This is a genomic window from Lentzea rhizosphaerae (genome assembly GCF_042649515.1).
GTDB classification, from domain to species: Bacteria; Actinomycetota; Actinomycetes; order Mycobacteriales; family Pseudonocardiaceae; genus Lentzea; species Lentzea aerocolonigenes.
On the sequence record NZ_JBHRZI010000009.1, the window covers coordinates 17,062 to 43,364 of the forward strand.

General features: G+C 69.0%; 22 protein-coding genes. 16 read left to right on the forward strand and 6 right to left on the reverse strand.

Translation table 11 applies throughout. The features are described 5' to 3' along the window. The first annotated feature begins 110 nt into the window (after nucleotides 1-110). From ACFOWZ_RS05975 to ACFOWZ_RS05985, 3 genes are all read left to right on the forward strand, one after another. Entirely contained in the window at nucleotides 111-1,007 is an 897-nt protein-coding gene (locus tag ACFOWZ_RS05975; protein WP_382369956.1) for an anti-sigma factor RsbA family regulatory protein, read from the forward strand. A gap of 61 nt (nucleotides 1,008-1,068) precedes the next feature. Next, nucleotides 1,069-2,358, forward strand: coding sequence for a wax ester/triacylglycerol synthase family O-acyltransferase (locus ACFOWZ_RS05980; RefSeq protein ID WP_382369957.1), 1,290 nt, complete (start codon nucleotides 1,069-1,071; stop codon nucleotides 2,356-2,358). Between the two features lie 22 nt (nucleotides 2,359-2,380). Next, nucleotides 2,381-3,046, forward strand: a complete 666-nt coding sequence (locus tag ACFOWZ_RS05985) for an HAD family hydrolase (RefSeq protein WP_382369958.1) — start codon at nucleotides 2,381-2,383, stop codon at nucleotides 3,044-3,046. Nucleotides 3,047-3,247: 201 nt separating this feature from the next. Here the strand turns inward: ACFOWZ_RS05985 and ACFOWZ_RS05990 are convergent, their stop codons facing one another. From ACFOWZ_RS05990 to ACFOWZ_RS06000, 3 genes are all read right to left on the reverse strand, one after another. Then, nucleotides 3,248-4,507 carry a serine/threonine-protein kinase gene (locus tag ACFOWZ_RS05990; RefSeq protein ID WP_382369960.1) on the reverse strand — a complete coding sequence of 420 codons (1,260 nt, stop codon included), beginning with the start codon at nucleotides 4,505-4,507 and terminating at the stop codon, nucleotides 3,248-3,250. Between the two features lie 189 nt (nucleotides 4,508-4,696). Continuing rightward, nucleotides 4,697-5,314 (reverse strand): ScbR family autoregulator-binding transcription factor, encoded by a 618-nt coding sequence (locus tag ACFOWZ_RS05995; RefSeq protein WP_382369962.1) that lies wholly within the window; start codon nucleotides 5,312-5,314, stop codon nucleotides 4,697-4,699. After that, nucleotides 5,314-5,724 (reverse strand): nuclear transport factor 2 family protein, encoded by a 411-nt coding sequence (locus ACFOWZ_RS06000; RefSeq protein ID WP_382369964.1) that lies wholly within the window; start codon nucleotides 5,722-5,724, stop codon nucleotides 5,314-5,316. Before ACFOWZ_RS06000 ends, ACFOWZ_RS05995 begins: the two co-directional genes overlap by 1 nt. 253 nt (nucleotides 5,725-5,977) lie before the next feature. Here ACFOWZ_RS06000 and ACFOWZ_RS06005 point away from each other — a divergent pair, with 253 nt between their 5' ends. The 4 genes from ACFOWZ_RS06005 to ACFOWZ_RS06020 all read left to right on the forward strand — a co-directional run bounded on the left by ACFOWZ_RS06005 (nucleotide 5,978) and on the right by ACFOWZ_RS06020 (nucleotide 11,651). After that, complete coding sequence (locus ACFOWZ_RS06005) at nucleotides 5,978-6,286, forward strand: helix-turn-helix transcriptional regulator (protein WP_035914049.1); 309 nt, start codon at nucleotides 5,978-5,980, stop codon at nucleotides 6,284-6,286. Between the two features lie 147 nt (nucleotides 6,287-6,433). Next, nucleotides 6,434-6,952 carry a lamin tail domain-containing protein gene (locus ACFOWZ_RS06010; RefSeq protein WP_382369966.1) on the forward strand — a complete coding sequence of 173 codons (519 nt, stop codon included), beginning with the start codon at nucleotides 6,434-6,436 and terminating at the stop codon, nucleotides 6,950-6,952. 137 nt (nucleotides 6,953-7,089) lie between these two features. Next, the gene (locus ACFOWZ_RS06015) at nucleotides 7,090-7,725 is read left to right on the forward strand and encodes a lamin tail domain-containing protein (RefSeq protein ID WP_382369968.1); all 636 of its coding nucleotides are present in this window, start codon (nucleotides 7,090-7,092) and stop codon (nucleotides 7,723-7,725) included. A gap of 179 nt (nucleotides 7,726-7,904) precedes the next feature. After that, a complete protein-coding gene (locus ACFOWZ_RS06020) occupies nucleotides 7,905-11,651 on the forward strand; it encodes a S8 family serine peptidase (RefSeq protein WP_382369970.1) in 3,747 nt (1,248 codons plus the stop codon). Here the strand turns inward: ACFOWZ_RS06020 and ACFOWZ_RS06025 are convergent. Beyond that, on the reverse strand, nucleotides 11,636-12,622 hold the full coding sequence (locus ACFOWZ_RS06025) for a helix-turn-helix domain-containing protein (protein WP_382369972.1): 987 nt from the start codon (nucleotides 12,620-12,622) through the stop codon (nucleotides 11,636-11,638). The genes ACFOWZ_RS06020 and ACFOWZ_RS06025 overlap by 16 nt on opposite strands. Before the next feature lie 140 nt (nucleotides 12,623-12,762). On the opposite strand from ACFOWZ_RS06025, the gene ACFOWZ_RS06030 reads away from it, so the two are divergent. From ACFOWZ_RS06030 to ACFOWZ_RS06055, 6 genes are read left to right on the forward strand one after another with little or no spacing between them, the layout of a single operon-like run. Next, nucleotides 12,763-14,157 (forward strand): glycosyl hydrolase family 28 protein, encoded by a 1,395-nt coding sequence (locus ACFOWZ_RS06030; protein WP_382369974.1) that lies wholly within the window; start codon nucleotides 12,763-12,765, stop codon nucleotides 14,155-14,157. A 1-nt stretch (nucleotide 14,158) separates the two neighbouring features. Next, entirely contained in the window at nucleotides 14,159-15,535 is a 1,377-nt protein-coding gene (locus tag ACFOWZ_RS06035) for a glycoside hydrolase family 28 protein (protein WP_382369976.1), read from the forward strand. Beyond that, the gene (locus tag ACFOWZ_RS06040) at nucleotides 15,532-17,910 is read left to right on the forward strand and encodes a TIM-barrel domain-containing protein (RefSeq protein WP_382369978.1); all 2,379 of its coding nucleotides are present in this window, start codon (nucleotides 15,532-15,534) and stop codon (nucleotides 17,908-17,910) included. Before ACFOWZ_RS06035 ends, ACFOWZ_RS06040 begins: the two co-directional genes overlap by 4 nt. A 40-nt stretch (nucleotides 17,911-17,950) precedes the next feature. Next, nucleotides 17,951-19,006: a TetR family transcriptional regulator gene (locus tag ACFOWZ_RS06045; RefSeq protein ID WP_382369980.1), complete on the forward strand. Its 1,056-nt coding sequence runs from the start codon at nucleotides 17,951-17,953 to the stop codon at nucleotides 19,004-19,006. Next, nucleotides 19,003-19,605, forward strand: a complete 603-nt coding sequence (locus tag ACFOWZ_RS06050; protein ID WP_382369982.1) for a transcriptional regulator — start codon at nucleotides 19,003-19,005, stop codon at nucleotides 19,603-19,605. The genes ACFOWZ_RS06045 and ACFOWZ_RS06050 overlap by 4 nt, the downstream gene beginning before the upstream one ends. Beyond that, entirely contained in the window at nucleotides 19,602-20,897 is a 1,296-nt protein-coding gene (locus tag ACFOWZ_RS06055; protein WP_382369984.1) for a PEP/pyruvate-binding domain-containing protein, read from the forward strand. The genes ACFOWZ_RS06050 and ACFOWZ_RS06055 overlap by 4 nt, the downstream gene beginning before the upstream one ends. On the opposite strand, the gene ACFOWZ_RS06060 is transcribed toward ACFOWZ_RS06055, so the two are convergent. After that, complete coding sequence (locus tag ACFOWZ_RS06060; RefSeq protein ID WP_382369986.1) at nucleotides 20,898-21,485, reverse strand: histidine phosphatase family protein; 588 nt, start codon at nucleotides 21,483-21,485, stop codon at nucleotides 20,898-20,900. 110 nt (nucleotides 21,486-21,595) lie between these two features. On the opposite strand from ACFOWZ_RS06060, the gene ACFOWZ_RS06065 reads away from it, so the two are divergent. Further along, nucleotides 21,596-22,399 (forward strand): dioxygenase family protein, encoded by an 804-nt coding sequence (locus ACFOWZ_RS06065; protein ID WP_382369988.1) that lies wholly within the window; start codon nucleotides 21,596-21,598, stop codon nucleotides 22,397-22,399. Here the strand turns inward: ACFOWZ_RS06065 and ACFOWZ_RS06070 are convergent. After that, nucleotides 22,373-23,626 carry a PucR family transcriptional regulator gene (locus ACFOWZ_RS06070; RefSeq protein ID WP_382369990.1) on the reverse strand — a complete coding sequence of 418 codons (1,254 nt, stop codon included), beginning with the start codon at nucleotides 23,624-23,626 and terminating at the stop codon, nucleotides 22,373-22,375. The two genes, ACFOWZ_RS06065 and ACFOWZ_RS06070, sit on opposite strands and share 27 nt — an antisense overlap. A gap of 81 nt (nucleotides 23,627-23,707) precedes the next feature. Between ACFOWZ_RS06070 and gabT the strand changes: the two genes are divergently transcribed. Both gabT and ACFOWZ_RS06080 read left to right on the forward strand, forming a co-directional pair. After that, entirely contained in the window at nucleotides 23,708-24,991 is a 1,284-nt protein-coding gene (gene gabT / locus ACFOWZ_RS06075; RefSeq protein ID WP_382369992.1) for a 4-aminobutyrate--2-oxoglutarate transaminase, read from the forward strand. Further along, nucleotides 24,886-26,298 carry an aldehyde dehydrogenase family protein gene (locus ACFOWZ_RS06080; protein WP_382369994.1) on the forward strand — a complete coding sequence of 471 codons (1,413 nt, stop codon included), beginning with the start codon at nucleotides 24,886-24,888 and terminating at the stop codon, nucleotides 26,296-26,298. Before gabT ends, ACFOWZ_RS06080 begins: the two co-directional genes overlap by 106 nt. Nucleotides 26,299-26,303 lie beyond the last annotated feature (5 nt).

Genomic DNA, 26,303 nt, shown 5'->3' on the forward strand with positions numbered 1-26,303 from the left:
GCGTGTTCGCTCCATGTTCGGCAACAACCACCGGCCTGGCCCCCGCCGAAACACTGTTACGGGGAGCAGAATGAGGGATCTGCCCTGCCACCGACCGCACCGGGAAGCCGATGAACTCCGTTGCTCCGTTCGCACACGAGGCCCTGTTCTACCGGGACGAGGACGACTTCCTCGCCGGCACGGCCAGATTCGTCGCGGACGGCGTGAGCGCCGGTGAGCCCGTGCTCGTGGCGGTGCCGGAGCTGGGCATCGGCCTGCTGCGCGAACGACTGGGCGGTCAGGCGGACCAGGTCCACTTCATCGACATGACCGAGGCCGGGCGCAACCCCGGCCGGATCATCCCCGGTGTGCTGATGGCGTTCAGCGCGAGCACGCAGGGCCGGTTCCGCATGGTCGGCGAACCGATCTGGCCCGGCCGCACCGAGCTCGAGTACCCGGCGTGCGTCCAGCACGAGGCGTTGGTCAACACGGCGTTCGAGGGCAGGCGGGGCGTCATCCTCTGCGCGTACGACGCGGCGGCGTTGCCGGACCACGTGCTCGAGGACGCGCGGCGCACCCACCCCGTCGTGATCGACGGGGCCAAACGGGTCGCGAGCGAGTGGTACACCGACCCGTCCGGTCTCGCCGACATCTACAACGTGCCGTTGCCGCCGCCGCCCGCGTCGGCGGAGGAGCACACGTTCTCGGTCGGCACACTCGCGCACATGCGCAAGCTCGTGACGGCGTACGCGAACTGGTTGCGGCGCGAACAAGTCGACGACCTCGTGCTCGCGGTGAACGAGCTCGCGACGAACAGCATCCTGCACGCGTCGGGGCGTGGAATTCTGCGCATGTGGCGTGAGGGCGACACCGTCGTGTGCGAGGTGAGCGACTCCGGTGAAGGTTTCCCGCCTTCGTTCACCGGTCTGTCCGGCTTCGGAATCGTGATGGTGAACCTGTTGTGTGACCTGGTTCGCACCCACACGAGTCACAGCGGTACCACCGTTCGAGTGTACTTGGGGCGTTAGAGAGTCGCCGCCATCTCATCGCAATGCGCACGACACGCGAAGCTGGTTGCCTTGCACACCTATGACGGACCACCTCTCCCCCCTTGACATCGCCTTCCTCGCCATGGAGGGCAACGCGAACCCGTTGCACCTCGGCGCCGTCGCGACGTTCGCACCGTCCACTCCGGTGCATCCCGCGCGCATCGCCGCCGTGCTGTGCGAACGGGCGCAGGAGATTCCGCGCCTGCGCCAGCGCGCCCGCACGTCGTTGCTGGGCGGTGCGCGCTGGGTGGAGGACCCCGGCTTCGCGCCAGAGGACCACGTCTTCACGCACCACGTGCGCGGCCGTGACCGCTTCGCCACGCTGGTCTCCCACCTCATGGCGCAGCCGCTGGACCTCGCGCGCCCACCGTGGGAGCTGCACGTCATCACCGGGCTCGCGGGCGGCCGGTTCGCGGTCGTCGCCAAGCTGCACCACTCGTTGTGCGACGGCATGAAGGCCGTTGGCCTGGGACTTCAGTTGTTCGACGCGTCCCGGCTGTCCATTCCGGACGTTCCGGCGCAGGCTGCCAGGTCGATCATCCCGTCGCTGCGGGAGATCAAGGACACGATCGACATCGCCTCGTCGGTGCTGATGAACACCCGGCCACCGACGCTGAACTCGCCGGTGCTCACCTCGTCAACCCGGCCACGCCGCGTGGTGATGTCGCGACTGGATCTCGCTGACGTGCACCGAATCCGGCGCGCACACGGCGGCACGGTCAACGACGTCCTGCTCGCGCTCGTCACGGGTGCTTTGCGGCACTGGCTTTCCGCGCACGGCAGCGCGGGACCCGAGTCGGTCGTGCGGGCACTGATCCCGGTTAACCAGCGCTCACGCTCCGGTGACGCGGGCGCCGGCAACCAGATCTCCGGATTCCTGGTCTCGCTGCCCGTGGGCGAGCCCGACCCGGCCGAACGCCTGCGCAACGTCCGGGAGCAGATGGAGTCGGCGAAGGCGGCGGGCCCCGACCGAGGCGCCGGCGCGTTGCCGCTGCTCGCGGACAAGGTCCCCCCGCTGGTGCACCGCCTGGCCGCGCCGGTCATGGGCCGCTGCGCCCCGCTGCTGTTCGACACGCTGGTCACGTCGGTTCCGCTGCCGTCCATACCGCTGTCGCTCGACGGCGCGGGCCTGTGCGAGATGTACCCGGTGGCGCCGGTCGCCCCTGGACACGCCGTGGGCATCGCACTGTCGGTCTACCGCTCCTCCGTGCACGTCTGCCTGAACACGAACCAGTCGTGGATGTCGGACGCGCAGTGGCTCGACGGCGTGCTGCGGCGCGAGGTGGCGACGCTGCAGGAGACGCGCGAGCTGGTGGGTTTGCCGAGGTAGACCCGCGGGCAAACCTGGTTTCATGAGCAACACCGTGGTCCTCGACGTGGACGGCACCCTGGTCGACACCAACTACCACCACACGGTGGCCTGGCTGCGCGCGTTCCGCAGCGTCGACGTCACCGTGCCCGCGTGGCGCGTGCACCGCTCGATCGGCATGGGCGGCGACAGGCTGGTGGCCGCCGTGGCCGGCGACAAGGTGGAACGCGACCACGGCGACGCGGTGCGGGACGCGTGGGAGCGCTGCTTCGACGAGATGCTGGACGAGATCCAGCCCCTGGAAGGCGCGCACCGCCTGGTCCGCGCGGCAACCGACCTGGGACTCTCCGTCGTGCTCGCCAGCTCGGGCAAGCGCAAGCACGTCGAGCACTACCTCAAGCTGATCGACCCCGGTGACATCGCCTGGACGTCGTCCGACGACGTGGAGGACAGCAAGCCCGCCCCGGACCTGATCGAGGTGGCGCTGCGCGAGGTGAAGTCCGACCGCGCCGTCGTCATCGGCGACTCGGTGTGGGACTGCGAGGCGGCCGGCCGGGCAGGGCTGCCGTCGGTCGGGCTGCTGACGGGCGGGTTCGGCGAGGACGAGCTGGTCGACCGCGGGGCGTCGGCGGTGTACCCGGACCTGGACACGCTGCGGGCGGAGCTGGCGGACCTGCCGTTCGCGGTGGTGACGGACCCGAAGGCCTAGTGTCCCGCGTCGTAAATCAACCGCCAAAGTGGTGTCCTGTTGTTTTGGCGCGAAAAGCACGTTCGGGCCGCTAGATGGCCTTGGCTCCTCGTTCGCTCAAGGGAGCCGTATGGCGCGAACGGGACGTCGGGGCCGCTAGATCGCCCGAACGTGCTTTTCGCGCCAAACATGACTCAGATCACGGATCTCCGGCGCAGGACACTAGGGCTTGGGAGCGGGTGAGTCGGGAGCCGTCGAAGGCGTCGGCACGTCCGATGACCTCGGCCGGTCCTTCTTCTTCTTGGTCGTCGTGGCCGGGTCCTCCACCGGTTCCTCGACCTCGGTCGACGTCGTCTCCGTCGGCCCAGCCGTCGTGGTCGTGGTCAGTGGAGCACCTGGCTGCGGCGCTCCCGGCCCGTCCGGGGTCTGCACCACCGTCACCGTCGAAGCCCCCACCGTGACGACCTGGGTGTGCGGGTCCGGCACCACGGGCTGGTCCGCGGCGGGCGACTCCTTGCCGCCACCGCCGAAGTTCGCCACCGCCACGGCCACCGCGGTCACGGTGACGGCTGCGGCGGCGATCGCCAAACGCTTGCCCTTGTGCTGCTTCGGCACCTCGGGAGGTGACTCCACGGCGGCGTCCGGCAGCAGGGCCGGAAGGCCCCTGCTCGCTTCGTGGGCCGTCTCCAGAGATCGTGCGCACTGCGCTGCCGTGGGCCTGCGGGCCGGGTCCATGTCCGTCATCGCGGACAGCAGCGACACCCAGGCCAGCGGCAGGTCGACCGGGATGCGCGGCGAGCGGGCCAGTCGGGCCAGCGCGGCCTCGGCGTCGCCGCCGGGGTACTCGCTGCGGCCGGTCAGGCACTCGAGCAGCACCAGGCCCAGCGAGTAGACGTCCGCCGCGGGGCCCACGTCCGCGCCGCGCACCTGTTCCGGTGCCAGGTAGCCCGCGGTGCCGACCAGCACGCCGGACGTCGTCACCCGCGTCACCTCGGCGACCAGGGCGAGACCGAAGTCCGCCAGGTACGCCTGCTTCTCCTCGTCGTCGAGCAGGATGTTGGACGGCTTGATGTCGCGGTGCACCACGCCGAGGCCGTGCACGTGGTCGAGGACCGCGGCGATCTGGCCGCCGATCCGCGCCACGAACCGGGGTGGCAGCGGCTCGCGCATGCGCTGGCGCAGGGTGCCGCCGGTGATCTCGCGCATCACGAAGTACGGGCGGCGCGACACCGTGCCCGACGCGTACACCGGGATGAGGCCGGGGCACTCCAGCGACGCGAGCATCGCCGCCTCGCGTTGCAGGCGGAGCTCGTCGTCGGGCAGGCCCGGACCGGTGAAGACCTTGATCGCGACCGAGGACGTCGTCGTGCGGTCGTACGCGCGGTAGACCTCGGCCATGCCGCCGGACCCGAGAAGTGAACCGATCACGAACCGGTCGTCGACGACCGCTCCGGTCAGGTCGCCGTCCCAAGGTGCGCTCATCGGCCTCCGCTCGTTGCGCAGCAACCTAACCGGTCACGTGGAATTCCGGCTACCCGGGTGCGTGGAAGATCAAACTGCGACGTCTCCCGTTCGATCTCTCGCACCAGGGCCTAGTTCCGTTTCAGTCGTGCGAGAACTGCGGCCGTCCGCCGCCCCGTCATCCAGACGGTGGCGGGCCATTCGGGTGAGTCACTCGAAACGCAGCTTCTCGTAGACGGGAGCCACCACCAGGCAACCGGAGGACGCTTTCCAGACCCTGGCGAGCCGGGTGCGCAGGTCGGTGCCGCCGCTCAACGCCTGCGCCACGAACTGCAGCCCGAGCAGCTCGGAGACGATCTGCTCCGCCGCGTGCCGCACGTTCACCTCGGCCCGCAGCTCGCCGCGTTCCCGTGCCAGCGACAGCAGCTCCCGCACCACAGCGACCCAGCCGATCACCTGCGCGGCCGCCGCGACGTCGAAGAAGACGGCCTCCCGCAACAGCTTCGCGCTCACCCGCACGGTGAGATCGGTCTCCAGCCTGCTGACGAACTCGAACGACATCGCGATCAACGCCTGCGTCGGCGACTCCTCGACGGCGAGCTGCTCGTCGCGCAACCGGTGCCACAGCAGCGACTGCTCCTCGATGATCGCGACGCCGAGTGCCTCCTTCGAGCGGAAGTGGCAATACAACGCACCTTTCGACACGTCGGCCCGCGCACACACGGCCGTCAGACTCGATCGGGAGAAGCCTTCCCGGTCGAACACCTCGGCCGCCGCCTTCAGCAGTTTCGTCCGCGTGTGTGCCGATCTCGCACGTTTGGAGTCCATCATCCGGTCCGTGTCGCAGCGCCGGTCGCGACCGCCGAGGCGAGGGTGTCCGGCATCTGCCAGTACTGCTCGATCTCTCCCAGGTGCACCGAAAGCACCGCCACGAAACGCGTTTCGACGGGTTCCTCCGTGGCGCGGACCCGCCAGCGCGCCGAACCGATCACAGCCGCGTCTCCTCCGTCTGCGATCACCTGGCGCACCGACAGCTGCTCCAGGCCGAACGTGGCGAACAAGGTCAGGAACTGGGACTCGACCTCGCGGCGGGTGCGCGGGCCGAGCGCCCACCGGGCGCCGTTCGGGTCGGGCGCCTCCCATTCCACGGTCGGTGCGCACAACCGCGCGATGCCGGGTGCGTCCTGTGCCGCGAGTCGCGCCAGGAACACCTGCACCACTTCGACCGTCGACAGCATTTTCCTCACCTTCTCATCCCGGTCATTGCTGCAGCAACGATCACGGTGCAGTCACACTAGCGAAACGCTCGAAATGTCGGCACGCACACCCCATTGGACCAGCTGCGTTTCACCCAAACATCCGATCGAGCGATTCCATCGGTATCTGAACTTTCAACGACCGTCGGTATCACCGCAATGCACGGCACGAAGATCTGAACTTTGCGGCAGGGTGGATGACGCACCCGCCATCTCACTGAAACGGAGCAGAACCGTGCTCAAGGCAGTCCGTCAAGCCCACGAGCACCAGGACACCCCGCCGATTACCGCCTTGATTCCACAGGCGCGGCGAGAGCAGGGCCTCACCCAGCGCGAACTCGCGGACCTGTTGTGCGAGATCTCACAAAACGACAGCGTCACCCGTGAAGAAGTGTCGAGATGGGAGCGCGGTAAACGCATTCCCGGCCCCTACTGGCGTGCCTGGATCAGCGCGGCGCTCGATGTGCCGCACGCCGAGGTCGACCGTGCCGCGGTGATCGAACGGGAATGCCGCAGGGCCAAGACAGAGGACCACTCTCACTAGCGGAGTGCGGGCAGACGGCAGGGGTCTGCCCGCCCGCCGGAGGGCGGTGCCCGACGGCCGCCGTGGGCGCCGCCCTCCCACAAGTCCCAGGCAGGAAGGACCTTTGGCCCCCTGTGCGTCCGCGCACAGGGGGCCAGACTGCGTGACGTGACAGCCTTCGGAAACTCCGTCGCAACGTTTTTGCTACTCGCCGGTAGCACGTTCGGCAGCTCGCCGGGGGTTTCCCCGGTCAAAGTGAACGAGATCTCACTCGGCCCCTCGGGATTCGTCGAACTGCGCAACACCGGCTCCACTACCGCAGACGTCGGAGGATGGACGGTCCAGTCGTGCTCCGGCGGCACTGCGCGAATCCTCGCCACCATCTCACCCAACACCGTCCTGCCACCGGGTGAATACTTCGTGATAGTCGGCTCCGCGTTCAGCGGAACCGTCCCGAACGGACTCGTGGTGGACACCGTGGACGGAACCGGCGTAATCGCCAGGAACCGGTACGGAGCGCACACCGACAGCGTGGGCCTGAGCTCCTCGTCACCGTGCCGGGAAGCGGGCCCTGCGACCCCGTGTGCCGATTCATCGCTCGGCCGTGACGCGGACTCCCACGACACGGATCACAACGCCGACGACTTCACGTGCCGCATTCCTTCTCCCGGCGAAAAAAATATGTAACCAATCGTTAATGGCCCCTTTCGAGTCCGAACGAATGCGAGCAAAGTCAGTCCCAGCGGCAAGACAGGTCGTTCCCCTCGACCAGACCGGCCGCTACGAGAAATACCCCGAATTCACTTTCTCGAAGGGACAGGACAATGCGTCGACTGCTGAGCGGAGCTGCTGCGCTGGCGATCGCGAGCACCATCGCGTTCGCTGGAATGGCGTCGGCCGCCGAGGAGACCGACTCTCCCGAGGTCATGCAGCTGCCGGCAGTGCTGATCAACGAGGTCTCCACGATGGGCCCGAACGGGGCGCTCGACGAGGCCATCGAAATCATCAACACCACGCCCGAGCAAATCGACCTGGTCAACTGGGTTCTCAAGATCTACAACCAGCGCAACGAAGTGATCCAGACGATCCCGCTGGTCGACCTGACCGGTGAGTCGATCGTGCTGCAGCCCGCGAACAACGTCGGAAGCAGCCTCGTGCTGACCGGCGCCGAGTTCTCCGGCACCGTCACCACCCCCAACGTTCTTCCGGTGCGGTTCATGGGCGAGGAAGGCATCCCGGTGCACGGTGGTGTCGCGATCTTCGGCACGGCCGCTCCCAACGCGTTCAAGATCGACGGTGTGGCGTTCTCGTCCGCGGTCGTCGCTGCCAAGGAAGGCGTTCACGCGCAGCCCGAGAACCAGCGCACCGCGCAGCTCGCCGGTTCCAACACCCGCAACCTGCTGAACCAGGACACGAACAACAACCAGCGTGACTTCTCGCTGCAGGAGCGGACCTTCTGATCAACTCGCTCTGACCGTCAAGCGGGTGCATCGAAGTGCCCAGGCCGTCGCCCCTCGACGGCCTGGGCACGTTCGCGTGTGGCGCGATGTCGCCAACGGCGACTAACCGCCGCTTCTCCCTGTTTCCCAACGTTTTCTGGCCCCTCATCCTCATGTGACTGATCACCGAGGAGGGCGCCGTGTTTCGACAAGTTCTGGCACTCGCCATCGCCGCGGCAACACTGGTCGCACCACACGCGTCCGCCGCGCCGTCGCCACCACCGCAGGCGCAGACATCCGAGGCTTCGCACCGGATCACGCTCATCACCGGTGACGTCGTCGACTACACCGAACGATCGGACGGGCGCAGGACCGCCCAGATCCACGCCGCGCCGAGGGACGGCGAGCAACCGATCTTCCACACCATCACGACGGCAAAGGGTCTGCACGTCTACCCGTCGGACGCGCTCGGCGCCGTCACGTCCGGCACCGTGGAACGTGCCCTGTTCAACGTCACCGAGCTCGTGCGCACCGGCCAGTCCGACGACCGCACGGCCACGGTTCCGGTCCTGATGACCGGTGGCTTCTCGGCCAGCGCCCACACTCGGATCAGCAGCCTCAACGCGTCCGGGATCCGGGTGGAGAAGGCCAAGGCACAGGAGTTCTGGCGCTCGTTGGACATGAGCGTGAAGTCGGGCGTGCGGGTGAAGTACGACCGCCCGATCCACGTCGCCCTCGACCAGACCACCAAACAGATCGGCACTCCCGAAGCGTGGAAGGCAGGCCTGGACGGCACCGGAGTCACGGTGGCCGTCGTCGACACCGGTGTCGACGCCAACCACCCGGACGTCGCCGGGAAGATCACCGCGACGGAGAACTTCTCCGACGAGCCGGACGTCGTCGACCGGCACGGCCACGGCACGCACGTCGCCGCGACCGTGGCGGGCAGCGGTCAGGGTTCCGACGGCAGGTACAAAGGTGTCGCCCCCGGCGCGCAACTCGTGATCGCCAAGGTGTTCAACGGCTCCGGTGAAGCCGACTCCTCTCAGGTGATGGCCGGCATCGAGTGGGCGGCCCGGTCCGGGGCGAAGATCGTCAACCTCAGCCTCGGCGGCGATGTCACGGACGGCACCGACGATCTCAGCGCACTGGTCGACCGGCTCTCCGCCGAGACCGGAGTGCTGTTCGTGGTGGCGGCGGGCAACAACGGCCCGGCTGGTCACTCGGTCACCTCTCCCGGCGTCGCGGCCTCCGCCCTCACCGTCGGCGCGGTCGACCGGCAGAACAAGCTGGCGCCCTTCAGCAGCACCGGCCCGCGCATCGGCGACGCCCATGTGAAGCCCGAGATCAACGCACCGGGCGTCGGCGTCGTGGCCGCCCGTGCGGCGAACACCTCGATGGGCGCGCCGGTCAACGACCGCTACACCGCCGCGTCGGGCACGTCGATGGCCACCCCGCACGTCGCGGGCGCCGCCGCGTTGCTCGCCCAGCAGCATCCCGACTGGTCCGCGGAAACGTTGAAGAACGCACTCGTCACCAGCGCCACCGACGTCGGTATGCCCTGGTACGAGCAGGGTGCTGGCCGTCTCGACGTGGCGAGGGCGATCACGCAGAAGGCCGTCGCCACCGCGTCGGCGTGTTTCGGCCGGTACGGACGTGGCGCCGACAACGTGCTCACCAGGGAACTGCAGTACGTCAACGACTCCGACGCCGCACTCACCCTCGACCTCACCGCGACGATCAAGGGCTGGGACGGGAAGTCCACCACCGGGTTCAAGCTCAGCCCGGCTCAGATTACGATCCCGCCCAGGGCCAAGGCCTCCGCCACGCTGACCCTCGACCCCGAGGTGGGCCCGGCCGGCGTGTACGGCGGAACGGTCACGGCCACCGGCGCGGGAACCACCTTGCGCACCGCGGTCAGCGTGTACGAAGCGCCGCAGACGTTCCCGGTGTCGGTGCAGGTCCGTGACACGGCAGGCCGGCCACCGGCACCCGCGCTCGGCCAGCTGATCGACGACTCCAACGGCGGCGACGACGTCAACGACCCCTTCGACGAGACCCTCAGCTACTACTTCGACGTCGTGAACGGCGAAGGTCTCGCGAACGTGCCGAGCGGCCGCTACTCGCTGGTGACGTGGGCGACCGAGAACACCGCGGGAACCCGTCGCCTGTCCATGCTCGCGGCCCCGGAGCTCACCGTCTCCAACGCCTCGTCCGTCGCACTCGACGCGCGCAAGACCGTGCCGGTCGAGGTCGTGCCACCGGTCCGGACCGAGCAACGTGACCGGACCGTCACCATGCGCCGCGTAGTACCCGCCGCAGGCGAACGGGCACCGCTGATCACGGAGACCTACGCCTCGCTCGGCTCAGCTCCCTGGGAGATCCGGACCACTCCTGCTGCCGCCGCGAAACGAGGCGCGATCTCCCTGCAGGACAACGTGACCCTGCAGGCCGCGACGGTTACCGCCGTCTCGGGAGGCCGGACGCTCCAGGCCGACGGCGACGTCGGGACGCTGTCCGCGAAGTGGTCAGGCGACCGAGACCTGACCATCGGCGGCGACACGGCGCTCACGAAGATCAGGCCCGACACCCCCGCCAACATGGTGAAGGCCGCGAACGCCGCCGCAACCGCTGCGGCACAGGCGGGCAAGAAGGCGATCTTGTCCTATGTGGACGCACCGGACGCTCTTCCGCTCACGGGACTGTCGAGCACCGCGCTGCCGTCGTTGAGCCTGAGCAACGCCGACGGCGAGTTCGTCGCGAAGCAGGCCGTGGTGAAGTTGAGCGTCAGGCCCAGCCCGGAGGCGGTGTACAACCTGAGCTTCCTGGACGCCAACGGCATCCCGGAGAACCACCGCACCACGGTCGACCAAGCCAAGCTCATCGAGCGCAAGACCTCCTACCACGCCGACAAGCCCGGCCTGTCCGTGCAGAAGACCTGGTACCCGTTCCCGACCGACCTGTGGCAGACGCAGGTCCTGCGCGGCACCACGTTCACCCCGCCCGCCGCGTGGACGGAGTACATCGGTCCAGGCGACGACCGTATCGTCTGGAAGCGACATGTGACGCTGAGCGGAACGGACACCAAGGGCCAGCGCGCGGTCATGACCATGTTCCAGGAGAACGTGTTCCGAGCCGGTGCCGCTCCCGCCACCGAACGGTGGTTCGCCGGCCCGATGCACAGCACCGCGATCGAGCTGCAGGCCGACCACCCGGCCCGCTACCCGGCCGCCAACGGCGCGTGGCGGCAGCTCTGCTCCAACTGCCGGGCAGGCGACACGTTCGTCCCGGCACTGCAGTGGGCCGATGACAGCCCTGGCCATTACACGAACCCCTATCAGAACAGCAAGTTCTTCACGACGACCAAGATCCGGCTGTTCCGGGACAACAGCGAGATCCCGGCGAACCAGGAGCCGCTCGCGTACTACCCCACCTTCCAGATGGCGCCCGAGAAGGCGACCTACCGCCTGGAAGCGGTCGAGACCCACACTCCGGGAGCCATCACGGGCGCGGTCAACCCGGTGTTGTTCACCCTCGCCCCGCGCACCGAGACGGTCTGGACGTTCCAGTCGTACCGGTCGCAGAACCCGCCCCCGCGCGGCTACTCGTGCCACGCCGGCCAAGCGACGTGCCAGTTCCAGCCGCTCATCCGGCTCCACCACGACCTGCCGCTCGACCTGACGAACTCCGCTCCGGCGGGCAAGACGTTCGTCTACCACGTGCACGCGTCCAGCAGCACCCCCATCACCCTGGTGAAGGTGCAGTGGTCGGTGGATGAAGGCAAGACGTGGCGGCCGGCGGCGATTCAACCGAACGGGGACCGCTGGCAGGTCACCATCGACAAGCCCAGCGGCGACGTGTGGCTGCGCACGGAGGCGAGGGACGGCGCGGGGAACACGGTCACGCAGACCATGCAGAAGGCCTTCCGGACTCACTCCGGCGGCTGAGTCCTGTCCTGGGGCGGGGGTAGTAGGGACCCCGCGCCTCGAGCCGCGGCGCGCAGGCCCGCCTGAAAACGGGTCTGCGCGCCCAGCTCGTCCATCAGCCGGTGCAGCCGCCGCTGAAAGGTCCGATAACTGAGCCCCAGCTGCTTCGCGATGCTGCGGTCCGGGAGCCCGGTGGCCAGCAGGGCGAGCAGCCGCGCGTCCGCGATCGAGATCTCGTTCGAGGTGGGCTGGCCCGGCAGCGACAGCGGCACGGCGTCCTCCCACAACCGCGCGAACAACGCCCCGAGCGAGTCCAGCAGCGCGGACCGGTGCACGATCACCGCGCTCTCCAGCGTGGTCTCGGTGCTGTGCAACGGGATCAGCCCCAGGTGGGCGTCCGCGAGGATCATCTTCGTCGGTGCGACGGCGACGACCCGCGCCTCCTCCCCCAGCGACAGCCCCATTTCCAGGTCTGCGCGCAGGTCGTGCATCTCCAGCGCCTGGCGCTCGTAGATGCCCCGGAACCGCACTCCGCGACCCAGCAGCTCCTCCTCCACCGGGTGCAACGCCGTGGGCGCCTTGGCGTACGGGGGCTTGTCCACGAAGCAGACCTCGCGCCTGGCCGTGCGCATCACCTGGTCGACCCGCCGCGAGATCGCCTCGGCCCCGTGCACCACCTCGACGAGGTCCGCCGGGGCCCGCACGCCCGCCGCCCGTTCGTACCTGACCTGCAGCTCACCGGCCAGCAACCGGTCCCGGCGCAGGTCGTCCTCCCGGTGCAGGAAGTACGTCGCCAGCGCGACGTCCGGGGCGACGGCGGTGTGCAGCCCGTTGACCTGGTGGACGAACCCCAGCTCGGTCAGGGACTTCAGCGCGGCGCGCACGGGCCGCTCAGCCAGTTCGGTGGCAAGACAGAGCTCCGTCACACCTAGTTGGTACGAGTCGACGAGCGCCTCGTAGACCGCGAGTTCCGCCGGACGCAATCCGAGCACGCAAGCCAGTATGCCGACTTCGGGCAGCCGTTGACGCGGGGCCGGAAAGAGGTGTAGACATCGGTTGAAAAGGTTTACAGACCTTCTCATCGTCGCCGCCGCCGCAGTTGCAGCAACGCATGCGTGCGAAAGGACGGCCGATGGAGACCAGCCGCCGCGACTTCCTCAAAGTCGCCGGTGCCACCGCGGGTGTCACGATGTTGTCCGGCTCGTTCCCGTCCGCGTCGGCCTCGGAGCCGTCGCCGTGGGACCAGGTGCCGGTGATCCTCGCGAAGATCGTTCCGCCGGCGTTTCCCAGCGCCAGGTTCGACATCACCGCCTACGGCGCCAAGGGCGACGGCAAGACGAAGAACACCGAGGCGTTCCGGAAGGCCGTCGAGGCGTGCAACGCGGCGGGCGGTGGCCAGGTCGTCGTGCCGAAGGGCGTCTTCCTCACCGGCGCGATCACCCTGCTGAGCAACGTGAACCTCGTCGTGTCCGAGGGTGCGACCATCAGGTTCTCGACCGATCCCAAGGACTTCCCGCTGGTCTACACGCGGTGGCAGGGCATCGAGTGCATGAACTTCTCGTCGTTCATCTACGCCCGCAAGGCCGAGAACATCGCGATCACCGGCCCCGGCCTGATCGACGGCCAGGGCCCGTCCGGTCCGTGGTTCGACTACGACGGCAAGCGGCAGCCCGACTGGGAGCAGCTGCAGAAGCAGGCAGTCGACAACAAGCCCGTGACGGACCGGAAGTTCGGCATGGGTCACTACCTCAAGCCGAACATGATCACGCTGTACGAGTGCAGGAACGTCCTCGTCGAGGGCGTGCAGCTGCGGAACTCGGCGATGTGGAACGTCCACCCCGTGCTGTGCACGAACGTGACGATCCGCGGCATCTTCGTCTACAGCCGCGGCGGCATGGTCGACGGCTGCGACCCCGAGTCCTCGCAGTACGTCCACATCACCGGGTGCCGGTTCGACTGCGGCGACGACGGCATCGCGATCAAGGCTGGCCGTGACGCCGACGGCCGGCGCGTGGGGGTGGCGAGCGAGAACATCGTCATCGAGAACTGCTCGTTCGAGGGCCGCTGGGGCGCGCTGACGGTCGGCAGCGAGATGTCCGGCGGCGTGCGCAACGTGTTCTTCCAGGACTGCACGGTGAAGAAGGGCTCGTCGTACAAACCGTTCCACGTCCTGTACATCAAGACGAACAAGCGGCGCGGCGGCACCGTCGAGAACATCCACGCCCGGCGCATCAAGGCGACCGACGTCGACCGCGAGGCGATCATGGTGACGCTGAACTACAGCCTCACCGGCCCCGGCTACGGCCCGGTCGTGAACCCGAAGGTGCAGAACATCACCGCCGACGGCTTCACCGTCAACGGGGTCAAGAAGACAGCGGTCACGCTGGACGGCCTGAGCGAGTCGCACATCAGGAACGTCGCGATCTCCAACAGCACGTTCACGAACGTGACCACGGCCAAGCCGAGCGTGAAGAACGCGGACGGCACCACGTTCACGAACGTCACCATCAACGGGAAGAAGGTCTGAGATGTCCTTGTCCCGTCGTGATTTCGCGCGCGTGTCGGGCCTGACGGCCGCTGGTCTCCTGCTCCCGGCGGGCGTGGCGACCGCCGCACCGGACCCGTGGCGCGAGGTCCCGTTGATCCTGGCCCGCATCTGCCCGCCGCGGTTCCGCAGGAAGGACTACGACGTCACCGCGTTCGGCGCGAAGAGTGACGGCATCACCAAGAACACGGAGGCGTTCCACAAGGCGATCACGACGTGCCACAACGCGGGCGGCGGACGTGTAGTCGTTCCACCGGGAACGTTCCTCACCGGCGGAGTCAGACTGTTGTCCGATGTGGAGCTGCACGTGAGCGAGGGCGCCACGATCAAGTTCTCCACCGATCCCGACGACTACCTGCCGCTCGTGCTCACCCGCTGGGAAGGCACGCTCTGCCACAACTACCAACCGTTCATCTACGCGTTCGAGCAGAAGAACGTCGCGATCACCGGTCGCGGCACCCTCGACGGGGACGCCGTCAGCGGCAAGTGGGCGAGCTGGGGAGCCGGCTCGACGGCCTTGCTGCGGCAGTGGGGCGAGGACGGCGTCCCCGTCGAGGAACGCATCATGGGCGTCGGCAAGAACATGCGGCCGAACATGATCCAGTTCTTCCGCTGCCGGAACCTGCTCGTCGAGGACGTGCTGATCAAGAACCCGGCCATGTGGTCGCTGCACTTCGTGTTCTCGCAGAACATCACCGTGCGGCGGATCGAGATCTACTCGACGAACTCGCAGGGCGACGGCGTCGACCTCGACTCGTCCTCCTACGCGCACGTGCACGACTCCAAGTTCAACACCAACGACGACTGCGTCGTGGTGAAGAGCGGACGGGATGCCGACGGACGGCGGGTCGGCATCCCGTCCACCCACATCGTGGTGGAGCGCTGCAAGTTCTCCGGCCGCTGGGGCGGGATCACGATCGGCAGCGAGATGTCCGGTGGTGTGCGGAAGGTCTTCTGCCGCGACTGCGAGATCAACGCGCCGGACTACCCCGGCCGATATCCGGTCAAGCACGCGTTGTACGTCAAGACGAACCAGGACCGCGGGGGTGTGATCGACGGCGTGCACCTGCGCAACGTCTTCGGCCAGAACGTGGAGCGGGAGGTCCTGTTCGTCTCGATGTACTACCAGAACGGCGGCACCAAAGGCTTCTTCCCGCGGATCGACAACCTGACGATCGACCGCATGCGGATCAACGGCGGCAAGGTCGCGGCGACGTTCCGGGGCTTTCCCCAGCAGCACATCAGGAACGTACGGATCACCAACTCGACGTTCACCGGCATCACCGCGCCGAACCTGATCGAGCACACCGACGGCCTGGTGTTCCGCAACACCACGATCAACGGGGTGGTGCCGGCATGAGGTACCTGCTGGCACTTCTCCTGGTCGCGGCCGGGCTCTCCGCCGGCGCGCCGGTCGCTCTCGCGGGATCCGGCCTGTCGTGGAAGGCGGTGAACGACCCGTTCTCGCTGGACTTCCAGGACGGCCGCCGCACGCTGACGGGCCAGCGCGAGACGTCGTACCGGCTCGCGGACGGTACGCAGCACTCGTTGACGAAGGTCATTGCGCAGAAACGGGTTCCGGGTGGTGTGCGGTACGTCGTGGCGACCACCGAGACATCCAGGAGCGCTTCTGTTGTCGTGACGCGGACCGAGCGCGGCCTGCGGGTCGGGTGGACGCTGGAGCCTTCTCTCGGCGTGGCCCAGGTTTCCGCGAACCTCACCGGGTCGTTGGAAGAGCACTTCCTCGGCGGCGGCGCGCACACCATGTTCGTCGACCTGCAACGGCGCGTGCTGCTGAACAAGGCCGTGTTCGTCGGAGCGTCGAACTTCGGCAAGTGCAACAAGAACGGCGCGCCGTCGACGTTCTTCATCTCCAGCGCGGGCTACGGCGTGTACGCGGACACGAAGGCGATCGGCAGGACCGCGTTCCCCGGCGCTCTCGCCGACGACCACTGCGCGGACAAGCCCGCGCCCTGCCCCGTCACGTTCGGCGTGCCGGACCGGATCCAGCTGTGTTTCAAGACCTCGCGGCTCGACTACGAGGTCTACGCGGGTTCGCCGCAGCAGGTGAACTCGGCGTACTTCAAGCGCGTCGGCACACCCACCCTGCCACCGGCGCGCCAGTTCGCGTTGACGAAGTGGCGGGACAAGTACAACCACTCTGACGAGGTCGTCGAGGACGTCACGCAGTTCCAGGCACGGGGTGTCCCGCTGTCGACCTTGTGGGTGGACAACCCGTGGGAGCAGGGTCCGGTCGGCGCGCGGCCGACCTACGCGTGCATCGGCGCGTTGAAGTTCGACCGGACGATGTACCCGGACGCGCAGGGCACGATCGACTGGATGCGTTCTCGCGGCGTGAACATGGGTGTGTGGGTGGCGCCGTTCCTGAACAAGATGTCGGACGGCAAGGAGTGCCCGCACGACTACCCCGCCGGCTCGTTCGCCCAGTCCGACCGCACCAACGTCTGGGACATCGACCTCACGAACCCGGTGGCGCGCGCTCACTACGAGGCGAAGCTCGAAGCCGTGTTCCGGATGGGCGTGAACTTCGTCAAGGGCGACCGGGGCGAGGAGCACAACTTCGAGGAGACGACGTTCGCGGGCGGGCCCGGCACGTTGATCCACAACCAGTACCCGTTGCTGTACGCCGAATCCGTGGTCAAGACGCTGCGGAAGGTGTACGGCGACGACTACACGACGTTGTTCCGCGCGGGCGGCGACGGGATGCCGGGGCTCCTGCACGGGTTCTGGCAGGCCGACGCGGACATGAGCTTCGACGGCCTGCGGCTCACGACCCGCCGGGGGATCAACTCGTGGATCTCCGGCCACCCGGTGCACGGCTCGGACATCGGCGGCTACCGCAACCTCGGTGGCGGCCCGTCCGAGTCGCTGTTCGTGCGGTGGGCGCAGCAGTCCGCCGTGACGCCGGTGTTCCAGGTCGGCAGTTCGGGCCGCAACTCGACGCCGTGGGTGTACGACGCGGCGACGTTCGACCGGTTCAAGCGTGCCGCGGTGCTGCACTACGAACTGTTCCCGTACCTGTACGCGCAGGCCGTCCGCGCGCACCGGGACGGCACGCCGATCACCCAGCCGATGGCGTTCCGGTATCCCGCCGACGCCGAGGCGTGGAAGGCGGACCAGCAGTTCATGGTCGGGCCGGACCTGCTCGCGGCTCCCGTGACCGCGGACCGCGCCGAGACCGACGGCGCGGCGGGGAAGCCGACCCCGGTCGACGTGTGGCTGCCGCGCGGTGAGTGGATCGACCTGTTCTCCGGTGCTCGGGTGACCGGCGGGCGGACCATCACCCGGGAGACCACCTTGGACGAGTTCCCGCTGTACCTGCGGGCGTCTTCCGCGATGCCGTTCAACTTCCGCACGCCGGACGTGTGGTCACAGCCGTGGGGCGTGAACGACCTGGATCGCGAGGACCGCGCGGGCTGGCTCGTGTCACCGACGGCGGACGGCAGGTTCGGCAACGTCGGGGTCCACTCGTCCGGCAAGCACCTCCTCGTCCGGCTCACCGGCGCTCCCGCCCAGTCGCAGCTGATGGTGCCGGCCAACGTGAAACGCGTGGTGATCGACGGCAAGCCGCTGCCGGCGTCGACCGCCGAAGAGCTGCGCGGCAGAGCAACGGGCTGGGCGTCCGTCTCCTCAACGCCCGGCACGTTCGGCGGCACGGTGCTGAAGCTCAATCCCCGACACGGCTCCAGCACCGTGCTGCTCACCCTGAAGTAGATGTTCAGAACATCCGGATTTTGTGAGTATCCTGATGTTCATGGTTCGGCTGACACGAGCACAACAGCAGGAACGCACGCGAGCATCAGTGCTGGCTGCGGCGAAGGCGGAGTTCACCGAGCGCGGCTACGCCCTGGCGAAGGTCGACCGGATCGCGGAACGGGCCGAGCTGACCCGTGGCGCGGTGTACTCCAACTTCCCGAGCAAACGCGCGCTGTACCTGGCGGTGCTGATCGACCTGGTCGAGGCTGGTGGCGGAGAGTCTCCGACGCCGCCCGAGTCGCTGGACGACGCCCTGGAGAACTTCGCCAGGGTCTGGCTCGAACGGCTGCCGCTGGGTGGCTCGGCGTGGGGTGGGCGCCTGCAGCTGCGCTCGTTGGACGGGGTCCTCGACGACGAGCACTCCCGCGAGGTCCTGGCGCAGGTCGCCCGGCTGGAGGGGTTGCTGCTCGCCCTCGCACTCGAAGCGGGCGAACCACCACGCCGGGTGCGGCTCGCCGAACTGGCGCTCACCCTGCTGGAGGGCGCGAGCCACCGGGCCGAGATCGCGCCCGGGTTCGGTGATCCCTTCGACGTCACCCACGCGTGCGTGCACCTCGCCGGCATCAAGTTCGGGGACACCTGGGCTCCGCCGCACCTGCCGTTCGTCACCCCGGCGAAGCCCTGTGCGGACACCTGGGACGCACCAGAAGGGCTCGTCGACCAGATCACCGGCCGGCCGGTCGACCTCACCTCCGACGGCCTGGTCGCGGTGCTGGGAGCCGGTCGGCTGGGCGCCGCGGAGGAAGCCGTCCGCTCGGGTGAGCCGGTGACGATCGTGGTCGTCACCGGCGATCCCGCCGAGACCGGCCGCCTCGTCCGGCTCAGGATCACCGACCTCGTCGCCTGTCTGCGGCGGGTGTTCGCACTCGAGAGCTGGCAGCACGTCCGGGTGGTCCTCGACGACGACGCGCTGGTGGCCTCGGCGCTCGGCGTCGCGGACCCCGGTGACGAGACCGAGGTCGCGGTGCGCGTCCAGGACGGCCTGATCGTCGCCCGCTCCGGTGGGCGCGGTGCCGGCCACGCGGTGTCGGGTGCCCGGAAGGCCACGCCGTGAGCGGGCCGGATCTGCTGGTGCTGCACGCCCTGCGCTGCGTCGGCACGGCCGGGCTCACCAGGCTGGCGGCGACCACGGGTCTCACCGAGCCGGACGTCGAGTCCGAGCTGATCGACCTCGCCGTCGCCGGCCTCACCACGCGCAACGCCGACTTCGCGGTGTGGAGCCTGACCGACGCCGGCCGCGCGGCGGACGTCGAGAGGATCACCGACGAGCTGGAGTCCGCCGCCGCCCGTCCCGCCCTCACCACGGCGTTCGACGGTTTCCTCGTGCTCAACCCGGAACTGCTCGACCTCTGCACGGCGTGGCAGCTGCGGCCCGCTGACGGTGTCATGATCGCCAACGACCACCGCGACCTGTCCTACGACGCCCGCGTCCTCGACAGGTTCGCCGACTTCCACCGGCGTGCCGCTGTCGTCTGCGCCGAGCTGTCCGCCGCGTTGTCCCGGTTCGGCCGCTACCACGTCCGCCTGACCGAAGCCCTCGACCGCACCAGGGCGGGGAAGCTGGAAGAGCTGGCCGACAGCACCTCGTCGTACCACGCCATCTGGGCGGAGCTGCACGAAGATCTGCTCGCCACGCTGGGAATTCCGCGATGAGGTGGATCCGGCGGCTCTCCGCCGAGGTCGACGAGACCGCGGAAGTGCTGGGAGGCAAGGCTCACGGCCTGGTCGTGCTGCACCGGCTCGGACTGCCGGTGCCGGAGGCGTTCGTCGTCACCACGGAGGCCTGTCGCGCGTTCCTGCACGACGGACGCCTGCCCGACGGGCTCGACGAGGAGCTCGCGACGGCCGTCGCCGGTTTCGATGTCGTGTCCGTTCGCTCCGGGGCACCCGTGTCGATGCCGGGCATGATGAACACGATCCTCAACCTGGAACTCACGTCCGCGGACGATGCGCGGTCGGCGGTGGAGACCGTGTTCTCGTCGTGGAACACGCCACGCGCACGCACCTACCGGGAACTGAACGACATCCCGCACGATCTGGGCACCGCCGCCGTCGTGCAGAGGATGGTGTTCGGCGACCGCGACGAGCACAGCGGTACCGGGGTCGCGTTCAGCCGTGATCCCAACACCGGTGCGAAGGTTCCGTTCGGCGACGTCCTTTTCGGACGCCGGGGAGACGCCGTCGTCTCGGGTTCCACTTCGACGTTTCCCCTCCGGGAACTGGCCGACCGGGAGCCGGCGGTGTGGGCCGGTCTGCTCGACGCGCTGAGCCGGGTCGAGGCGCACTACCGCGACGCGTGCTACGTCGAGTTCACCTACGAGGCCGGTGAGCTGTGGCTGCTTCAGGTCCGGCCGGGCCGGTTCGGTGGCACCGCCGCGGTTCGCGTGGCGACCGACCTCGCCGAGGAAGGCGTGCTCGACCGGCGCGAAGCACTGCTCAGGGTCTCGCCGCACCACCTCCGGCACGTCCGCACACCCCGGATCGCACCGGGCGAGGCCGTGGTGGCCAGAGGGCTCGGAGCGTGCCCCGGTGTCGCGACCGGCCGGGTGGCGACCACAGCGGACACCGCGGTCCGCATGGCCGTGGACGGCCCGGTCGTCCTGGTGCGCCCGGAAACGTCACCGCACGACATGCGCGGCCTGGCCGCCGCCACCGGCATCCTCACCGCGCGCGGCGGGCCTGCGAGCCACGCCGCAGTCGTGGCCAGGGCGATGGGAAAGCCCGCTGTCGTAGGAGTTTCCGGCCTCGCCCTCGACGAAGGCACCCTCATCACGATCGACGGCACCAGCGGCGAGGTCGTCCTCGGCAGCCCTCGCGTCGTGACGAGCACGGCGGACACGCACCTGCAGCGGTTGCTGGGCTGGGCGGACGACGTGGCGGGCGACCGTTCACCGCGCGCTGACGCCGACCGTCTCAGCGCCGCCCACGCCGTGCTTGGACGCTGATCAGGGCCGCACGCCGGGCCCGAACCCCGTCCAGCGCAGGTCCGGCGGAAGGTGGCCCATGTCGTTGTACAGCACCAACGACGGGGCCGTGCCGGACCGGTGCTCGATCACCGTGAGCGCCGTGTTGCCGCAGTTCAGCCCGAGCCACCGGGCAGGTGGGGCGTCGAGGGCGTGCCGCACCAGCCACGCCACCGGATACGCGTGGGTGACCAGCACCTCGTGGGTCTCGACGTCGGCGGGGCGGGCGAAGCGATCGATCAGCGCCGCGGCGACACGTGCGCCCGCGGCGGCCTCCTCGGCGTCGTACCCGTCGAAGAATCCCGCCCAGGCGGCAGGGATCTCGTCCGGCACGTGCGGCACGTGGTCGACGAGCTCGGCCGCCTCCCCCACCGCGACGCCCGGCAGGCACCCACCGATGATCTCCGCGGACCGCACCGCCCTGGCCAGCGGCGAATGCCACACCGCGTCGATCGGCAGGCCCGCCAGTCGCTGACCGAGCAGTTCCACCTGCCGTTGCCCGATCTCGGTCAGCTCGCCGAACGGATCCGCCGCACCGTGCCGCACCACGTAGAGGTGCCGAGTTGCCATGACATCAAAATACTCAGAACATCCGGATGTTCACAACATTCGATTTGCCGCTAGCTTCCTGACAGGCGCCGCACAGGCACCTCACAGGAACCGGGCCCAATCTGGTCCCCATGACGGACAACCACGACCGCGGCCTCCAGTTCGACCTCGCCACGCTCATCGGGCGCAGGCGGGCGTTGTCGCTGCTCGGCGGCGCAGGCCTCACCCTCGTGGCCTGCGCTCCGTCGACGACCACCACCGCGAGCTCGACCACGACGACCCCAAGCACCTCCACAGCTGACGGCTCCCCGCTGGAAGCCATCCCCGAGGAGACCGCCGGCCCGTACCCCGGCGACGGCTCCAACGGTCCGAACGCCCTCACCCAGAGCGGCATCGTCCGCCAGGACATCCGGTCGAGCTTCGGCTCGTCGACGCGCACGGCAGAGGGCGTGCAGCTGACCGTTGAGCTGACGGTCCAGAAGGAGGACGGAAAGCCGTACGCGGGCGCCGCCGTCTACCTGTGGCACTGCGACATCAACGGCGACTACTCGATGTACTCGGACCGCGTGAAGAACGAGAACTTCCTGCGCGGCGTCCAGGAAGCCGACGCGTCCGGCAAGCTGAAGTTCGTGAGCGTCTTCCCCGGCGCGTACTCGGGCCGCTGGCCGCACATCCACTTCGAGGTCTACCCGAGCCTCGCCGAGGCCACCAAGGCGGGCAACAAGATCACGACCTCGCAGCTCGCGTTGCCGGAGACCACGTGCAAGGAGGTCTACGGCACGACCGGGTACACGCAGAGCGTGCAGAACATGGCGCGCACGTCGTTGAAGCAGGACATGGTGTTCCGCGACGGCGTCGACCACCAGATGGCGACGATGTCCGGCAACGTCGGGTCCGGCTACACCGCCTCACTGGTCTTCGCTGTGGAGGGCTAGCCACAGTTCCGCGCGCAGGCCGGGCGAGTCCAGCGACCGGTTCAGGGCCTGCTCGGCCTTGCGCACGCGGTTGCGCAGGGTGTGCCGGTGCACGCCCAGCTCGGCCGACGCCGGGTCCCACGCGCCGTGGTGGGCCAGCCAGACCCGCAGCGTCTCCCTGGTTTCGGTGTCGAGCGGCCGCAGAAGTGCGTCCGCGAACCCTTCCGGCAGCGGCAGGTGCCCGGCGAAGTCCTCGAACTTCCGGATGCCCGCCGCCCGCGCCTGCTGGGCCTCGCGGTAACCCCGCGCGACCTGGCTGATGTCCACTTCGGATGATGCGAAGCCATCGGACTCCTGAGCCAGCACCACGATCCTGCCCTCGTGCTCGGCCCAGAAGACGTCGTCCGGTGGAGAGTCGGCGAGGAACACCCGGAACCTCTCAGGCAGGCCTTCGACCGGAAGACCTGCCAGCAACAACCGGAACTGGCACGTGCGCAGTTCCCTCGCCGTGGCTTCGTCGTTCTGGGCGAGCGCGAGGACCAGCAGCGACGCGGCGGTGTTGACGATGCCCGGATCGGGCTTCGCGGTTCCGACCGCCAGGACACCTCGGGCGCGGCTGCCGAGGACCTGCAGGAACACGTGCACGCCGTCGAGCTCGAACGCGACGCTGCCCAGACCGCCCGCGGTCTTCAACCGGGCGAGCTCGGCCGTCAGGTCCGGGACCAGGCGCGGGTTGTGGGCGTGGACGGGACTGCCGGACGCGTCGAGAAGCACCACCCAGCCGTCGATCCACTGGCCGAGCCTGCGCACCACTCCCCCGACACCCGACCTGACCGCGGCTCTCGTGAGTGCGCGCTGCGCCTCGCTGGTCCTGGTGAGCGCGGCGTACTCGTCCGCGGCGAGGGCCTTCGACACGGCCTTGCTGATCGCGATGAACGGCACGTCCCGCGGCACCTCGACCAGCCCGAGCCCGGCGTTCGAAGCCGCTCGCACCAACGCGGGCGGCACGACCTCGTGGCCCAGCCCCGTGCCGAAGCCGAGCCCGACCACGCCGGCGCGCACGAGCCGTTCGACGTAGTCGTCGTCCAGCGGCCTCAGGCCCGTGGTCAGCAGCAGCTCGCCGCCTTCCAGGAACGGCGTCGGGTCCGCGAGCTCGGTGCCGTGCACCCATCCGACGGGCTTCGACAGGTCGCCCGCCAGCACCGGCAGGGCCAGCGTCCGCGCCAGTTCGTGCAGCGTGATGGGCATGCGCCACTTTGTACAACCAAAGCACCACAGATCGCCATTTCAGACACTGCGCAGGGCGTTGACCAGGGTCATGCTGAGCACATGACCCGACTGCGAACGGCGATCCCCGGCCCGAAATCGCTGGAACTCCAGGCGCGGCGCAAGGCCGCCGTCGCCGCGGGAGTCGGCAGCACGCTGCCCGTGTACATCGACTCCGCCGACGACGGCCTGCTGGTCGACGTCGACGGCAACCAGCTCATCGACCTCGGCTCCGGCATCGCCGTCACGAACGTCGGCAACCCCGCGCCCGCCGTGGCGGAGGCGGTGCACGCGCAGATCGACAGGTTCAGCCACACCTGCTTCATGATCACGCCGTACGAGGGCTACCTCGAGGTCTGCGAGGAGCTGAACCAGCTCACGCCCGGCGACCACGAGAAGCGCTCGGTGCTGTTCAACTCCGGCGCCGAGGCCGTCGAGAACGCGGTCAAGATCGCCCGGCACGTCACCGGCAGGCAGGCCGTCGTGGTGTTCGACCACGGCTACCACGGCCGCACGAACCTCACGATGGCGTTGACCGCCAAGAACATGCCGTACAAGCACAAGTTCGGGCCGTTCGCGCCCGAGGTGTACCGCGTGGCGGCGTCCTACCCGTTGCACGACGGCCTCACCGGCGCCGAGGCTGCTCGCAACGCGATCGCCGCCATCGAGAAGCAGGTCGGCGGCGACAACACCGCCGCGGTCGTGATCGAGCCGATCCAGGGCGAGGGCGGCTTCATCGCCCCCGCCCCCGGTTTCCTGCCCGCGATCGCGCAGTGGTGCCGCGAGCGCGGCGTGCTGTTCGTCGCCGACGAGATCCAGACCGGCTTCTGCCGCACCGGTTCGTGGTTCGCCTCCGACCACGAGAACGTCGTGCCGGACCTGATCACGACCGCCAAGGGCATCGCGGGCGGCCTGCCGCTCGCCGCCGTGACGGGCCGCGCCGAGATCATGGACGCCGTGCACGTGGGCGGGCTCGGTGGCACCTACGGCGGCAACCCCGTGGCGTGTGCCGCTGCGTTGGGCGCCATCCGCACAATGCGCGAGCGCGACCTGAACGCTCGTGCGCGTCACATCGAGGAGACCGTCGTCGGCCGGCTGAAGGCCGTCGCTGAGAAGACCGACATCATCGCGGAGATCCGCGGCCGCGGCGCGATGCTCGCGATCGAGTTCACCGAACGCACGCCCGAAGTCGCCGCCCGCGTCGCCAAGGCGTGCCACGATCAGGGTGTCGTCGTGCTGACGTGCGGTACTTACGGCAACGTCATCCGTCTGCTGCCCCCGCTGGTCATCCCGGACGACCTGCTCGCCGAAGGCCTCGACGTGCTCGAAGGAGCCCTGCTCGCATGATTCCCTTTCACACCACCGAAGACGTCGAGAACGCCGTCGCCAAGGCCCACGCCGTCGCCCCGGAACTCGCCGCCCTGCCCGCACACCGCCGTGCCGCCGCGCTGGACCACGTGTCGCGGCGCCTGGCCGAGCGCGCCGAGGAGTTCGCGCAGGCCATCAACGACGACTCGGGCAAGCCGCTGAAGTGGGCGCGCGTCGAGGTGACCCGCGCGATCTCCACGTTCCGCTGGGCCGCCGAGGAGGCCCGCCGGTTCTCCGGCGAGCTGCAGCGCCTCGACACCGACCCGTCCGCCGAGGGCCGTCTCGCCCTGGTGCGCAGGGTGTCGCGCGGTCCGGTGCTGGGCATCGCGCCGTTCAACTTCCCGCTGAACCTGGTGGCGCACAAGGTCGCCCCTGCGCTCGCCGTCGGTGCACCGATCGTGCTGAAGCCCGCGCCCGCCACCCCGAAGGTCGCGTTCCTGCTCGGCGAGCTGCTGGCCGAGACGGACCTCCCCGCGGGCGCGTGGGCGGTGCTGCACCTGTCCAATGAGGACACCGCAAAACTCGTCGAGGACCCGCGGCTGCCGGTGGTCTCGTTCACCGGTTCCGGCCCGGTCGGCTGGGGCATCAAGGAACGCGTGCCGCGCAAGCACGTCACGCTGGAGCTCGGCGGCAACGCGGCCGCGATCGTCGCCCCGGACTGGCAGGACGTCGAGTTCGCCGCGCAGCGCATCGCCACGTTCGCGATGTACCAGGCAGGCCAGTCGTGCATCTCGGTGCAGCGCGTCTACGTGCACACCGACGTCTACGACGCCGTCGCGGAAGCCGTGGTGCAGCACGTGAACAAGCTCGACGTGGCAGGCGACGTCGGTCCGCTGATCAACGACGCCGCCGCGGCCCGCGTCGAGGCGTGGGTCAGCGAGTCGTCCGCGACCGTGCTCACCGGAGGCACCCGCGACGGCCTGACCTACGCGCCGACCGTGCTCACCGACGTCCCGGAGGACGCGAAGGTGAACGCCGAGGAGGTGTTCGGCCCCGTCGTCACCCTCACGCGGGTGGACAGCGTCGAGGAGGCCTTCGACCGCGTCAACGCCTCGAAGTACGGCCTGCAGGCGGGCCTGTTCACCACCGACGTGCGACTGGCTTTCCGTGCCGCGCAACGGCTCCAGGTGGGCGGCGTGATCGTCGGCGACGTGCCGAGCTACCGCGCGGACCAGATGCCGTACGGCGGCGTGAAGGAGTCCGGCATCGGCCGCGAGGGCCTGCGCGCGGCCATGGACGACCTCACGGAACAGCGCGTGCTGGTGCTGACCGGCCTGGAGCTGTGAGCCCA